Here is a 15,403-nt window from a genome sequence, read left to right on the forward strand (position 1 = left end):
ATTGCTCCTACAGTAACTGGCTGCCTTCCTGCAGTACCTGACGGCTAATGATCAATCGCATGATCTCATTAGTGCCTTCCAGTATCTGGTGCACCCGCACGTCACGCATGTGTCGTTCTAACGGATACTCTTTAATGTAGCCGTAACCACCGTGAATTTGCAGTGCTTCATTACACACATTAAAGCCAACATCGGTAGCAAATCGCTTCGCCATGGCACAATACGCCGTCTTTTGCGGATCGTCTTCATCTAGCTTAGCCGCAGCCATACGCACTAGCTGACGTGCCGCCACCAATTCTGTATTCATGTCGGCCAATTTAAACTGCAGCGCCTGGAAGGTGGCCAGCGGTTTGCCGAATTGCTTACGCTCTAACATGTAGTCCCGGGCGGTATCCAATGCTTGTTGCGCAGTACCAATTGAGCAGGTGGCAATGTTAATACGGCCGCCATCAAGCCCCTTCATCGCGAAAGTGAATCCCTGACCATGTTCGCCCAGCAGGCTCTCGTGACTCACTTCAACATTATCGAACGTGATCATGCGGGTCGGCTGTGCATTCCAACCCATTTTTTCTTCTGCTTTACCGTAAATGATGCCCGGTGCATTGGCGGGAACTACGAACGAAGAAATCCCCTTTGCGCCGTCGTTAGACGTTCTGGCCATGACCACCAATACATCGGTTTCACCGGCACCAGAAATAAACACTTTACTGCCATTCAAACGATAACCCGCGTCTGTTTTTTCTGCCTTGGTACTCAGGCTCGCAGCGTCAGACCCCGCACCAGGCTCTGTTAAGCAATAAGATGCCAGTTGCTCTCCTGTGACGAGACCAGGTAACCATTGCGCTTTAACAGCATCAGTGCCCCACGACGCGATCATCCATGTGGCCATGTTATGAATAGTCAGCATGGCCGTTGTGGTAGTGCACCCCATCGCCAATTGCTCAAAAATAATTGACGAGTCCAGTCGACTAAGTCCCAATCCGCCTTCTGATTCAGGTGTGTACAAGCCACAGAAACCTAATTCACCGGCTTTTCTGATGGTCTCGACAGGAAACGTATGCTCTCGATCCCACTGCGCAGCAAACGGCGCCAACTCTTGCATAGCAAACTGTTTTGCAACATCGGCGAAAGCTTGTTGATCGTCGGTCATATTAAAGTTCATCAGACTCTCCTATCGCAAATTAATGGTCATATTCGGACCACTTGGAATGTCTTGTTCTGGCCAGCGAGACGTGACGGTTTTGGTTTCCGTATAGAAGCGAACGGCTTGTTTTCCATAAGCATGCAAATCGCCAAAGAATGAGTTCTTCCAACCAGTAAAGGAGAAGAACGGCAGCGGTACCGGAATGGGCACGTTTATCCCGACCTGACCCACCGTTACTTCTGACTGGTACTTGCGCGCGGCTGCACCGCTCGCAGTGAAAATCGACGTACCATTTCCGTAGGGGTTACTGTTGACTAGCTCCAGCGCTTCTTCAAGCGTATCGACACACATACAACACAACACCGGGCCAAAAATTTCTTCCTGATAAATACGCATGTCGGTGGTGACATCTTTAAACACCGTAGGACCAATCCAATGCCCGTTTTCCATGCCCTCTACAACAAAGTCACTACCGTCTACCATACAGGTAGCGCCCTGTGCTTTACCTGATGCAATAAGGTCCTGCACACGCTGTTTAGCAGCTGCACTGATTAGAGGACCAAAACCTGCGTTTTCATCGTTCCATGCACCAGGCTTAACTTCGCTGATTTTTTCAGCCAATTCATCAATCCATTCCTGGGCGCTGCCCACGAATACCGCAACTGAAATAGCCATACAGCGTTGTCCGGCCGCGCCCACGGAGGCACCGACCAGGTTGTTAATAACGTGGTTTTTATTGGCATCGGGCATCACTACCGTATGATTTTTTGCCCCAGCAAAACACTGTGCACGTTTCATATTGTCAGTGGCAGTGCGATATATATACTGACCAACCGGTACAGAACCAACGAAGGAAACGGCGGCTATATCAGGGTGGTTCAGCAAGGTATCAACCTGGTCTTTACCGCCGTGAACCACGTTGAGAACACCAGCAGGCGCACCTGCTTCAATAAACAGTTCTGCCAGCAACATGGGGGTAAGCGGATCTTGCTCTGATGGTTTCAGGATAAAGGTATTACCGCACACAGTGGCGAGCGGGAACATCCAAAGCGGGATCATCGCCGGGAAGTTAAATGGCGTAATGCCTGCGCATACCCCAATTGGCTGAATAAAGCTGCTGGTGTCAATACCGCGCGCCACGTTCTCGACGGTTTCTCCCATCATCAGGCTTGGCGCATTCATGGCCTGTTCAACCACTTCAATCCCACGCCATACATCGCCCATTGCGTCGTCAAATACTTTGCCCGTTTCTTCAGCCAACACGGTAGCGATACGCTTTTGCTCACGCTTCAGAATCGCCTGATAACGCATCATGATCCGCGCCCGCTCAGTAACCGGTACATAGCGCCATGTTTCAAATGCGGACTTAGCAGCCTGCAACGCGCGCTGCATTTCGTCGTCTGTCGTTACGGGCGTTTTAGCAATCACTTCCCCATTCGCCGGGTTCGTAACATTAATGAATTGTTCTGTGGTAGAGGCGACCATATCGCCATTTATAAGAAGAGGTACCTGTTTCATTGCATTCTCGATTGCTGAGTTGAATACGCTAACGCTATACCAAGCATACGTTAACGTAAACGTAACCCTGTTAAATCTAAAGATCTACTTGTAAATTTATTGTGACATAAAGGTTATTATTCAGCGAGAGTCAGCTATGATTAAAGCAAACTCGGTATTCGGCGCGTGCTAAGTCTTGCTGTGACTGCTATGCTAAGTACTCTGATGTAGCGAAGGAAATTCTTGTGGTCAATGTATCTTCCAGCGTTTTACGCTTACTTCAATTAATGCGATAGCCGGGCCCCGTTATGAGCCAACGACTCCGCGTCGCGATTATTGAAGACAACGCCACAGCCCGCGCGACCATCCGCAGCCACCTGATAGTACTGGGTAATTTAGAGGTCGCCAGTTTCAGTACGGGTACAGAACTGAAAAACGCCCTCAAGAAGCAAAACTTCGAATTACTGATATTTGACTTTCATCTGGGCCAGCGCCGAAACGGTGTCGAGTGGGTACAGATACTCCGGCAATCACAGTTCATTCAACCCAGCACCGGCATTGTGTTCATTACTGCTGACAGACTGCCGCAAACGATCGGTCAGATCATTGATACACATCCCGATTTACTGTTGTTAAAACCCTATACCATTAATGCCCTGCATCGCGGCGTGAATCATTACCTGGAATATCGAAAGCATGCCGCTACTGCCCTGAGGTATATGGACGAAGGCAATACAGCGGCCGCAATTTCAACACTCGACAAACGTCGCCGCGAGAAACTTCCCCCCAGAGTGGCAACCGATCTGGAAAAGCTGCGGGCCCGGTTACTATTACAAAAAGGCGACTACCCCGCAGCCCTGGCGATATATGAGCGTACCCTGGCGCAATCCAACAAAGTGCTGTGGGCACAATGGGGTAAGTTAAAATGTCATTACCAAACCGGTGATTGGTCGGCGTGTCACGCCAGTTTGGACGATATGCTGGAAACCTTATTGACTCGTGATAAAGCCTTTGAGTGGCTGGCGTGTTTGTCCTTTGAACAAGAATCGTACGAAAAAGCAGAGTTCTTTTTAGATCACATACAGGACAGCGACTTAAGCTTGCCGGCCACTCGTTTGAAAACGATGACTTACCAGAAACAAAATCGCATTGTGGAAAGCATCGATTTATTGCAGAAAAAGCGAGAGTACAACCGCTCTACCAAAGAAAGGTTTGACGAATTTACTTTTGAGCTGGCTGAGTTTTATTTAAGCATTGCTCAGGAAAGCCCGCATAACCATCGCGAAGAGAGCCTGAGTCAGGCCCGTAAACTGATGGGGGTTGCCGCGCGGAGTCAGTCAGATCTCCAGGTCCAGCAACGGCATGATTACCTGTTGGCCTACAGCTACGTCATGGAGGATCAATTATCCAAAGCACGTGAAGTCATAAACCGGGAACACATGAACGTATTTCAGCGCAGCTCTGCCAGTACGCTGATTGTTGCGGCCCGTGTGGTCAATTCTCTGGGCGACGAGAAACGCGCCCAGGAAATGTTAGAGCTTGCCAGAAACAAATCAGAACTGGGGGAAATGCCTGCTGAACAGCAAACGCTGCAAACGCGTATGCTTACCGCCGAAAAAGACACTGGGCTGGCCGATAAACGTGCTGAACAGTTTAACGAACAGGGTCAGCAATTATTTGTGAAGAAGCAATACCTGGACGCCCTCGCCGCGTTTTATCGGGCATTACAATTAACACCCGATGAACCCGCTTACCAACTCAACATGCTGCAAACCCTATTGGTTTGCGATACAGACAGCTACAGAGCCATGACATTGCAAACACTGATTGCCGGACTGCTTGCTCAGCCATTGTCCGACAATAATCAACGCCGTTACGCGCAATTGGTTCAGCAGTACCCGCATATTGCGACGGTAACAAAAGCCCCTGACAAAAACTCAAGCGCCAGCGAGGCGGGTTAACAGGCTGGACGTATCCCAACGCCCACCACCGCGTTTCTGAACATCCGCGTAATACTGATCAACCAGCGCGGTGAGTGCCAGTGTAGATCCATTACGGCGCGCTTCTTCCAGCGCAATTGCCAGATCTTTGCGCATCCAGTCAACGGCAAAACCAAAGTCGTATTCACCGTTAATCATGGTATTCGCACGGTTTTCCATTTGCCACGATTGGGCCGCACCTTTACTGATTACATCGATGACCGCAGCACAATCCATATTTGCCTGTTGACCAAAATGCAATGCTTCAGCCAACCCCTGAACAATGCCGGCGATGCAGATCTGGTTCATCATTTTGGCCAGCTGGCCACTGCCGTGCTCACCCAAAAGCTGACTGTGGCGAGCATAAGCATCCATAACCGGCTGTGCTTTCTCAAATGCACTTTGCTCACCACCGACCATGATGGTCAGTTGGCCGTTTTCTGCCCCCGCCTGTCCGCCTGATACCGGCGCATCGAGGAACGCGACCTGCTTTTCTGCACATGCGATTGCCAGTTCTCTGGCAAGTTGCGCCGACGCAGTGGTGTGATCAACAAGCAAGGCGCCGGGTTTAGCCGTTTCCAACGCACCTTGCGAGCCAGTAATTACTGCGCGCACATCGTCATCGTTGCCGACGCAAACAAAAATAATATCGGCGCCTGCTGCCGCTTCGGCTGGCGTTGCAGCCGTCTTGCCGCCATAAGTTTGCTGCCAGGCCTGCGCTTTCGCTGCCGTGCGATTATACACACTCACCGAATGCCCGGCTTGTTGAAGGTGTCCGGCCATTGGATAGCCCATTACGCCCAGTCCAATAAAACTCACTTGCATGTATTGAGGTCCTGTCTATGTAAAACTGGACATAGTCTAGCACGGTATTGCGCTGGATCATTGCCGCTTGCTTTAATCTACTGGTATTGCCGGTAAGCGCCGATTACACTGATATTTATTCGTTATTGCACTTACTCACGGAGGATTGGCATGCAATCTACCCCTAATGTCGCCATGTTCAGTACCCAGGCCTACGATAAGACCTCGTTTGCCGCACACCCATTGCACGCAAACATTAAATTGAGCCACTTTGATATTCCACTGAACGCTAAAACGATCTCGTTATGCCAGGGTTTTGACACCGTTTGTGCGTTTGTAAACGACCAGCTTGACGAAGCAATCCTCACGCAATTACATGCGTCTGGGGTAAAGCACATTGCTATGCGATGTGCCGGCTATAACAATGTCGATATCGACTGTGCGAAGCAGTTGGGTATGGCGGTATCGCGAGTGCCAGCCTATTCGCCTGAAGCCGTAGCCGAACATGCTCTGGCGCTGATCATGACCCTCAATCGAAAAACACACAAGGCGTACAACCGCGTGCGCGACGGAAATTTTGATTTAAATGGTTTGCTCGGTTTCACCCTGCATGACAAAACCGTGGGCGTGGTAGGCACCGGTCATATTGGGGCTGCATTAGTGAGATTGCTTTCTGGCTTTGGTTGCCGAATCCTATGCTATGACCCCTACCCCAATGATGGCTTAAAGGCACTGGGGGCAGAATATACGGATTTGTCAACGTTATTGAGCACCAGTCATATTATTAGCCTGCATTGTCCACTTAATGAAGACAGTCACCACCTTATCAATCAACAAACCCTTGAAAGCATGCGAGATGGCGTAATGCTGATTAATACGTCTCGCGGCGGTTTGATCGACAGCAGAGCAGTAATAAACGCGCTGAAGACACACAAACTCGGTTACCTGGGCCTGGATGTCTACGAAATGGAATCCGAGCTGTTTTTCCGGGATCACTCCAGTGAAATTATTCAGGATGACGTTTTCGAGCGGCTAGCGACGTTTCACAATGTGTTAATTACTGGCCATCAGGGCTTTTTTACGGTTGAAGCATTGGGCCAGATCGCGGAAGTCACGCTGGAAAATATGATTGGATTTAGCAACGGGTTCAAACAACCTTTTGCAAACGAGGCCGCAACAGAAACGCGCTTTTTAATTATCCCCTGACTTCATCAGGTCACACGTAGCCACAAGTGAAAGTATTTGCCAAGCCATTTGAACGGCGCCTGTTGATTGTACTGACGCTCTAAAGCCAGCAGCGACTCATAGTCCTCGCTGGCTTTTTTCGGGTCGCGTAAATAGTCATGAAAGCATCGGATACCGCGAGATGCTGCAATCTCAAAGCCCAGCTCTTCAACCCATTCGGTGACTTGTGCAACAGACAAAGGTTGCTTAGGGTTCAGCCTGACTTGCTTTTTGACTTTCATACCGCGAGCAATGTAGTCAAAGTTGCCGTAAACCGCATTGCCAAACAACGCCGCGTCTCTGTTAAAAAACGTTAAGCTTAACCAACTTCCACGGCGCATATTTTTCGCCATATGGGCCAATGCTTCTTTGGGATCGGCGAGCCACTCAAGGACCGCGTGGCACAACACAATGTCGAAGTCTGCTAAATTTGCAACGCTCTGCAAATCTGCCTGATAAGTCACCACTGACGGAGGTACCTCGGCCATAGACAAAATATCAGCAGAAATATCAGTAAGGGTAAGTGTATGACCTTTATTTGCCAGGTAAGACGACATAACACCTGTACCGCCCCCCAGCTCGATAATATTCAGTTTGCCCGCCGGTAATAGTTCATCCAGCGCGTCACAGAGCAACTGATGCCGTAATGCGCCCTTGCTTGTGCCGTAGATATTTTTAGCAAATTTCCCGGCGATGCCATCAAATGACTGATCCTGCACGAGTTGTCCTACGCCGGGTTGTCGATATCAATGAAATCGACTGACAAACCGAATTCATTCGCCAGATGTTCACCGACCGCTTTTACGCCGTAGCGCTCAGTAGCATGATGCCCGGCAGCAATAAAACCAATATTCATTTCCCGGGCAATATGGATGGTTTGTTCAGACACTTCCCCGGTAATGAAAACCTCTGCGCCCGCTGTTGCAGCCTGCTCGATGAAGCTCTGGCCACCGCCAGTGCACCAGGCTACCCGCGTTACTGCGTCTTGCTGTGCCGACTCAGTTGCAACACACGGCCTGCCGAGCGCGCGCTCAATGGTTATCACCAGATCAGTAAACGTTGTGTCTACACTGCCCTGCATGACTACCCCTTCCGGCGCAATCCCGTTGACTGCTGTGATATCACTGCAGCCCATTAGCGCACCTAATTGGGCGTTGTTACCCCATACCGGATGCACATCGATTGGCAGATGATAGGCAATTAAATTAATATTGTGCTGAATAAGACTGCCAAGCCGGCGTCGCTTCATGCCAGTCACCGTTGGCTCTTCCCCTTTCCAGAAGTACCCATGATGAACCAGCAAGGTATCGGCCCCTTTTTCAATCGCAGCATCGATTAATCGCTGTGATGCTGTCACGCCCGTGACAATATGCTGTATTGTATCGCTGCCTTCCACTTGCAATCCATTGGGGCAGTAATCCTTGATGGCGGCAACGTTTAATTCCTGATTAAGATAACTGAGTAGCTGTTGACGTTGAATCACTTATAACTCCCGGGCATACCCTTCCGCACTGATCCCTTGCGCCACAAACGGCACCAGGTGCGCGATAACATCCTGAATTTCAATATCCTGCTGATAATCAGCTTTGGCAATGTCCTTCAACGCCTGACTTGACGCCATTGAAAACACGAAACTCCCAATAGCAAAGTGCAACCGCCAGAATAACTCATCTGCCGGAATAGCTGGTAAAGCTATTCGCAACATACTGAGCAAACCTTCAATGGTTTCGCCATAATTGCCCAGAATGAATTTGCGTAAGTGCCCCTGAGATTCGGTGTAACCTTTGCCAAGTAACTGCACGAAAATCTCGGTGCCATTAGGTTGAACTGCATTCAGGTGTAACAAGGGTAACGCTAGTCCCTGAAGCAACTGGTCTACCCCTTTTCGTCCCTGCGACGGAATGAGCGTTTCCAGCATGTCATCAACTTGCGGCATTAACACATCGAAATAGCGTTTAAGCACCGCTTGAATCAGGTTTTTCTTGCTACCAAAATGGTAATTCACCGAGGCCAGGTTAACGTTCGCCTTCGAGGTGATTTCACGCATAGACGTCTGACCGTAGCCTTGTTCTGCGAACAAGGCCTCTGCAGCATCGATGATCCGCGCTTTGGTTTGCTTACTCATGAATTACCGCTTGAACCACTCAGGTAAAGTATTAACAACACGCATAAGGGCCCGCTCTGTGCCTTGCGCGAACGACATACCGAGTTTTTCGGCTACGTTTTTCTTCACAGCGTATTTCACTGCGTAAATATCACGCTCAGGAAAGACACTCATGATGTAGTCGTCAGATGTACCAATTTGGTCAATCAGTCCGAGCTCTAGTGCCTGTGAGCCATACCAGTACTCACCAGTAGCCACTTTCGCGATATCCAGTGAAGTACGATTCTCACTTACCCAGCTTTTAAACATGACGTGCACAGCTTCCAGTTCCTGCTGAAACTTTTCACGGCCCTCATCGGTGTTTTCGCCAAACACTGTCAGCGTTCGCTTAAACTCACCAGCGGTATGCTGCTCAAATTCAATGTCGTTTTTCTTAAGTAATTTGTGGAAATTTGGCAATTGCGCTAGCACGCCGATAGAACCGATAATAGCGAACTGGCTGGCTAGCAGCTTATCGGCAACACAGGCCATCATATAACCTCCGCTAGCAGCAACTTTATCTACCGATACGGTAAGTTTGAGACCTTTGTCTTTAATACGCTGTAACTGCGCTGCCGCCAGTCCGTAGCCATGCACCACGCCGCCGCCGCTTTCAATTTTTACCAGTACTTCATCTTGTTTTTCGGCAATGCACAACACAGCCGTGACTTCTTCACGCAGACGATCCACTTCATGGGCATCCATAGACCCTTTGAAGTCGATAACGAACAGTCGGCCTGACTCGTTTTCTTTGGCAGTTTTTTCCTGCTTTTGTTCTTTCTTCTGTGCTTTAGCAAGCTTTTTCAGGCTGGCTTTATCGAGAATAACCTGGCGCGCGTAATCGGTGATGTCCTTGAGCTGATCGGAAATGGACGTGATTTCTAAATGGCCTTTCCCTTGTTTTTGCTTAGCCGCAATACCGGCGATGGCAGCCAACACTAATACAATGGCAGCGACCAGCGTTACCGCTTTCGCTAAAAATAGTCCGTAGTCGTATAAAAATTCCACAAATGCCTCTGTTTTCATTCTTTTGCGTGAGCTTATCAGGCAAATAATACCAGTGATTAGACACACTGACGACATTGGGCGACACAAAAAAATAAGGCCAGCATTTGCTGGCCTCATTGCATAGTTACAAATTGTGCTTAGTTGGCAATAACAGAAGTATCAGTAACCGGAATCGCCATGGCTTCAGATTTGATAAAACCTGACACCTGCAACTGCATTTCACGAGTTACCGCTGCACTTGCTGCCGGGCTCAGGCTCGACGCATGTGCACCGTTGTTGAAACGCACCTGACCACTTACTGTGCCCGTTTCAGAAGAAACAGTAGACGTAACCTGGTCTAACCCTATCATCGCAGCCATTGGGTTCTGGCCAGATAATGGCAGAGAAGTGACCACAGGGTTTACCTGGTCAGGCAGGTTGTCACCGCCGTCACCCACTACTGTCATAAAGTGAACTGGCGTATTGCTGCCTAACAGTTCAGCATAGGCAGTTGGGTCACCAGCATCCAAAATGGTTTGCGCAGCAAAACCAAACTCAGCAAACACGCTGTTGATCTCTGCCAATTGCTCATCGTTTAAGGCAGCAAAGAAGTTAGTTGCTGCCTCACGCAGTTGCGCTTCAGTTGGGTTCTCACCGTAGTATGACGCTACAAAAGTCTGGAACTCTTCAGATGTTTGCAACATCAGAAGTGCTTTGATCAGCGGGCCAAAGTCAGGCGACTCAAGTAAGAAATTACCAATACCACTGGCTGGAGACTCTAATGATGCAGCTTTAATTGCAAACATACCGTCCAGCGCAGCGTTACCCAGCGTGCTATTTGCCAGTGCCGAGAAATTCGCGCCGGTAATCGCACCCAATGAAACGCCCATCATTGACACGTTAGTCGTGTCGATATCGACGTTGCCGGTAGTCGACATATCGACAATAGCATTGATACCTAAACGCAGACCTAACAGGTCGGCAACACTTTGGCGCAGGTTATCACGCGCGGTTGGCAACGATGCCAGGTTCATGTAATGCGTAGGCGAAACAGTGCTGGCATTGATGTCGTCAGTACCGTCCATGTCAAGGTCGAAACCACGGCTGCCATGCAGCGGATGGTCAATCGCGATAGTCGCTACGCCGTGCAATGATAACGTACCGCTGATGGCCATCATCTGTTCTTTAGTACCAGTGATACCGTGTACCAGAATAGCAAGTGGCCACCCTGCTTCAGGCTTGGAGATAGGATATCCCAGCGCCGTTGCAACAACAGGATCAGGCACTGTAACCTGCACTTCGAGGCTGTTATCTGCAACCGTAGCTTGCGGAATCGGACTAAAACGGGTCAGATTGCGTTTACTATCAATCATTTCGCCATTCACACGTAAGTCAGCCAAACCAACACTGCTACACAGTGTGTAGTTAGGACCTGGAGTCGCAACTGCTTTTACTTCGTCAGATAAGCCAGCTAACACAATGCCGCTGTCACACGCTGCATGCCAGAAGTCATTTACCGGTGCCATTGGGTTTGTCATTGAAGGCACACCCAGGTAGTAAGGCAGACTGATAGTACCGCTGTAGCGCTCTGCGGCACAGAATGCACCAACTTGCGGAAGAATGTTCGAAGACAGACCCACAGCAACAGAGTTCATTGCTCCCCAGTAAGCGCTGAGCTGACCAGAAGCGGTGCCTAACAGACCATCACAGGTTTGCAGTAATGAAAAATCAGTTGCATCGATAGCCGCTTGCACCTGAGCAGACTGACCTGATTTAGCCAGTTCTACTGCACCAGCAAGCGTAGTATCACTTACAAGATTTAATGCTTCCATCGCGTTGTCAGGACCCATTGCATCCTGAACCACGATAACAGGTAACGCCTGGCCAACGGTTGAAGGATCCGTTTGCAACGCCGCGACAACAGGCGCAACCAGTAATTGTTTCACTGTTCCCAGCACGTCAGTGGTTGACTGTGTGGTGAATGCAGACACATAGGTAATTTCGTCACGCTCGAAGCCTGCGCTTAGCAGCGGATTGACATAAGAGTTAACAATAGTTTGAAGTTGAAGCTGAGACTCTGTCGCCAATGGTTTGGTATTGATATCCTGACGAACCAAATCCCAGGTGGTAGACCCCTGAACAGATTTGCCGGACGAGTCTTTCAAACCCGTTGTCATCACCAGCATATGACCTGTCGCTGGCTTTAATGGTTTCAAAGGAACAACACTGATTGTGCTGTCATCCACCAACGACAGCACAAAATCAACACCATAGGTAAGTTGATCGCCCAACTTACAGCCTGATGATGGAATGGCTGACGCTGCACAATCAGGATCGCTTTGGTCCAAACCTAAGACAGCTTCAAACAAATGTACACCCGCTGATAGCGACGACGGATCAAGAGATTCGCCGGGTGCCATATCGACACTGATAGTGAAAGGGTGCTGAATTGACCAGCCATCCAGCACATTGAGCGCCGCTTGCGGGTCACCAAAATCTGTTGGATCGGCTACCGGAATGTTAAGCGTGTAATCGAAGAAACCGTCGTCACCAGGGAGCATGAGAAGGTCATTTGGCACATTCAGGTTGCCGTTGGCCGGGTCAAATACAACGCGAGAAAAGGGGGTAACTTCATCTGTACTACTATTGATGTCATCAATTGACTTTCCACCGCCGCAGCCCGTTAACCCCAGTGCCAAGGCCACACTGGTGCTAAGAATTAGTTTTTTCATTATTTCTCCCTACAAAACGGATTATTGTTATCCTGGCTTATGCGTGTCTGACTTTACTACTAAGGCCTAATACCTTGATCATAGTCTAAAAATCGAACATGTACGACCAGTTGTTATTGACCATATTATTTTCTTTATCGAAATTTTGCAAAATTTTGTTAACTTTTTGTAAGGCAATATTCTACCTGACTGATTTTGCGAGCATTTTAAGGATTCTGCAAAACAACTCAACAAGAATAGGTTTACTTGATTCAGGATATTTGTATTATCACTGCCCATTATCTATTCCTAATTAGGGCAAGCTCGCATATCGCCCTCAAGCAAGTTTAGCAGGTATCTAAATTAATGAACGATTATCACGCCCCACACGATCTTCTTAAACAAAAAGTTATCCTCATTACAGGAGCCGGTGACGGCATTGGCAAGCAAGCCGCTCTCACCTTCGCATCTCATGGCGCAACGTGTATTTTGTTAGGCAGAACGGTAAGTAAACTCGAAGCTGTATACGATGAGATAGTCACAAACGGTGATGCAGAACCTGCTATTGTGCCGTTGGATTTACAAGGCGCGATGCCGGACCATTATAAAGGCATGGCTGATACCATTAGTGAACAGTTTGGTAAACTTGATGGTGTGCTAGTAAACGCGGGTGCCTTGGGCCACTTAAGTCGATTTGTCGATATTTCGCCTGAAGAGTGGCAGAAAGTCATGCAGGTAAACCTCAACAGCAGTGTTTATTTACTACAGGCGCTACTGCCCGTTCTGGCAAAAGCAGAGCAAGCTTCTGTTGTGTTAACCAGCTCATCGGTTGGCAGAAAAGGCCGGGCCTTCTGGGGTACCTACTCTGTGTCTAAATTTGCCACCGAAGGTATGATGGAAGTACTGGCTGACGAGTATAAAAACAGCAACATCCGTTTCAATTGCATCAACCCTGGCGCAACCCGCACGGCTATGCGAGCATCGGCGTTCCCGGCAGAACAACCAGACACCCTGAAAACGCCCGCTGAGATTATGCCGCTATACCTTTATCTGATGGGTAACGATAGTGTAGAGATAAACGGCCAGTCTCTGGACTGTCAGCCTAAATAAGCCTTTTTGACTACTCGTTGAATACAATAAAGCCACCTCTCGGTGGCTTTACTTTTATTTGCTAATATTTAATGACCTATTCGCCAATCTTGGCCCAGGTATCACGCAATCCCACAGTTTGATTGAACACCAACTGGCTATCAGTGCTGTCTTTATCCAAACAGAAGTAACCTGTTCGTTCAAACTGCCAGGCACCAATCTCAGGAATTCGATTTGCTAACCCTGGCTCAGCCCAACCCTGTTTTACCTGCAAACTGTCCGGATTTATCGCTTCAGCAAAATTCTCTTCTGCGGCTGGATTCGGCACGTTAAACAAGCGGTCATACAAACGGAACTGTGCCGATTCGCCAGTGGCAACATCTACCCAGTGAATAACGCCTTTTACTTTGCGTCCGTCGGCCGGATCCTTGCCCAGCGTATCGGCATCATAGGTACAATATACCGTTGTGACATTACCCTGCTCGTCTTTCTCAACACGGTTGGCTTTCACGACATAAGCATTACGTAAGCGGACTTCTTTATCGAGCACAAGACGTTTGAACTTCTTATTTGCCGATTCACGGAAATCGTCTGCTTCGATCCACACTTCACGACCAAAACTCAGCTCGCGGGTACCCATAGACTCGTCACTCGGGTGATTTGGCGCAATCAGTGTTTCCTGCTCGCCTTCCGGATAATTTTCTATGACCAGTTTGATAGGATTCAATACCGCCATGGCACGCGGTGCGTTGACGTTCAGGTCGTCGCGAATACACGCCTCTAACATGCCCATTTCGACCATGTTATCCATTTTGGTTACACCAATGCGCTTACAAAACTCACGGACAGATGCCGGTGTATAGCCTCTGCGGCGCAAGCCAGCAACAGTAGGCATACGAGGGTCATCCCACCCGGATACGTGCTTTTCTTCAACCAATTGGATCAGACGGCGTTTGCTCAGTACCGTGTATTCCAGGTTCAGTCGCGAAAATTCATACTGACGCGGGGTACAGTCGATAGAGATATTCTCGATAACCCAGTCATACAGCCGACGGTTGTCCTGGAATTCCAGTGTACACAGTGAGTGCGTAATGCCCTCAATCGCATCCGAAATACAGTGGGTAAAATCGTACATCGGATACACACACCATTTCTCACCGGTTTGATGATGGTGAGCGAACTTAATGCGGTAAATCACCGGGTCACGCATACACATGAACGGCGATGCCATATCGATTTTTGCCCGCAAACAACAATGACCTTCGGCGTATTCACCCGCTGTCATTTTCGCGAATTCCGCAATGTTAGTGTCTACACTGGTATCGCGATACGGACTATTTTTACCTGGCTCAGTCAGCGTACCGCGCATCTCGCGCATGGCTTCCTGAGTACTGAAATCAACATACGCCAGCCCTTTCTCAATCAGTTCAAGCGCGTAGGCATGTAACTGGTCGAAATAGTTTGATGAGTAACGGGCATCGCCATCCCACTGGAAACCTAACCAGCGCACGTCTTCCTGAATGGAGTTAACGTATTCAATGTCTTCTTTTGCCGGGTTCGTGTCATCAAAACGCAGATTGCACGTTCCCTGATAATCCTGTGCGATACCAAAATTCAGGCAGATAGACTTTGCGTGACCAATGTGAAGAAAACCGTTAGGCTCAGGCGGAAAGCGCGTTTTAACGGTTGAGTGTAGTCCACTCGCTAGGTCTTTATCGATGATTTGGCGGATAAAATTGGTCGGACGGTGTTCAGTCTCGGCCATTCGCTATGCCCCTTATTTTATTTTTAATTGACTGTCGGATACGTGATGATGTGTTATTCA

Annotated in this window: 12 protein-coding genes; 3 read left to right on the forward strand and 9 right to left on the reverse strand. The window is 48.9% G+C overall.

The window, feature by feature from the left end; translation table 11 throughout:
* Positions 1–7 precede the first annotated feature (7 nt).
* Positions 8–1,162 carry an acyl-CoA dehydrogenase family protein gene (locus BUB81_RS08200; RefSeq protein ID WP_073321237.1) on the reverse strand — a complete coding sequence of 385 codons (1,155 nt, stop codon included), beginning with the start codon at positions 1,160–1,162 and terminating at the stop codon, positions 8–10.
* Positions 1,163–1,171: 9 nt separating this feature from the next.
* Positions 1,172–2,662, reverse strand: a complete 1,491-nt coding sequence (locus BUB81_RS08205) for a CoA-acylating methylmalonate-semialdehyde dehydrogenase (protein ID WP_073321240.1) — start codon at positions 2,660–2,662, stop codon at positions 1,172–1,174.
* A gap of 287 nt (positions 2,663–2,949) precedes the next feature.
* Here BUB81_RS08205 and BUB81_RS08210 point away from each other — a divergent pair, with 287 nt between their 5' ends.
* Positions 2,950–4,602 (forward strand): response regulator, encoded by a 1,653-nt coding sequence (locus tag BUB81_RS08210; protein ID WP_073321243.1) that lies wholly within the window; start codon positions 2,950–2,952, stop codon positions 4,600–4,602.
* On the opposite strand, the gene BUB81_RS08215 is transcribed toward BUB81_RS08210, so the two are convergent.
* Positions 4,579–5,445, reverse strand: coding sequence for an NAD(P)-dependent oxidoreductase (locus BUB81_RS08215; protein ID WP_073321246.1), 867 nt, complete (start codon positions 5,443–5,445; stop codon positions 4,579–4,581). The genes BUB81_RS08210 and BUB81_RS08215 overlap by 24 nt on opposite strands.
* A 150-nt stretch (positions 5,446–5,595) precedes the next feature.
* Between BUB81_RS08215 and BUB81_RS08220 the strand changes: the two genes are divergently transcribed.
* On the forward strand, positions 5,596–6,630 hold the full coding sequence (locus BUB81_RS08220; protein ID WP_073321249.1) for a 2-hydroxyacid dehydrogenase: 1,035 nt from the start codon (positions 5,596–5,598) through the stop codon (positions 6,628–6,630).
* 5 nt (positions 6,631–6,635) lie between these two features.
* On the opposite strand, the gene BUB81_RS08225 is transcribed toward BUB81_RS08220, so the two are convergent.
* The 5 genes from BUB81_RS08225 to BUB81_RS08245 form a co-directional block, all read right to left on the reverse strand.
* Positions 6,636–7,367: a methyltransferase domain-containing protein gene (locus tag BUB81_RS08225; RefSeq protein ID WP_073321251.1), complete on the reverse strand. Its 732-nt coding sequence runs from the start codon at positions 7,365–7,367 to the stop codon at positions 6,636–6,638.
* A gap of 8 nt (positions 7,368–7,375) precedes the next feature.
* A complete protein-coding gene (locus BUB81_RS08230) occupies positions 7,376–8,131 on the reverse strand; it encodes a Nif3-like dinuclear metal center hexameric protein (protein ID WP_073321255.1) in 756 nt (251 codons plus the stop codon).
* A complete protein-coding gene (locus BUB81_RS08235; RefSeq protein ID WP_073321259.1) occupies positions 8,132–8,773 on the reverse strand; it encodes a TetR/AcrR family transcriptional regulator in 642 nt (213 codons plus the stop codon).
* A gap of 3 nt (positions 8,774–8,776) precedes the next feature.
* Positions 8,777–9,799 (reverse strand): protease SohB, encoded by a 1,023-nt coding sequence (gene sohB / locus BUB81_RS08240; protein ID WP_073322750.1) that lies wholly within the window; start codon positions 9,797–9,799, stop codon positions 8,777–8,779.
* Positions 9,800–9,936: 137 nt separating this feature from the next.
* Positions 9,937–12,510 carry a VolA/Pla-1 family phospholipase gene (locus tag BUB81_RS08245; protein WP_073321262.1) on the reverse strand — a complete coding sequence of 858 codons (2,574 nt, stop codon included), beginning with the start codon at positions 12,508–12,510 and terminating at the stop codon, positions 9,937–9,939.
* A 345-nt stretch (positions 12,511–12,855) separates the two neighbouring features.
* On the opposite strand from BUB81_RS08245, the gene BUB81_RS08250 reads away from it, so the two are divergent.
* Positions 12,856–13,599: a YciK family oxidoreductase gene (locus tag BUB81_RS08250; protein ID WP_073321265.1), complete on the forward strand. Its 744-nt coding sequence runs from the start codon at positions 12,856–12,858 to the stop codon at positions 13,597–13,599.
* A 76-nt stretch (positions 13,600–13,675) separates the two neighbouring features.
* Here the strand turns inward: BUB81_RS08250 and glnS are convergent, their stop codons facing one another.
* Entirely contained in the window at positions 13,676–15,343 is a 1,668-nt protein-coding gene (gene glnS, locus BUB81_RS08255; RefSeq protein ID WP_073321268.1) for a glutamine--tRNA ligase, read from the reverse strand.
* Positions 15,344–15,403 lie beyond the last annotated feature (60 nt).

The sequence above is a fragment of the Marisediminitalea aggregata genome, assembly GCF_900129565.1.
Lineage (GTDB): Bacteria > Pseudomonadota > Gammaproteobacteria > Enterobacterales > Alteromonadaceae > Alteromonas > Alteromonas aggregata.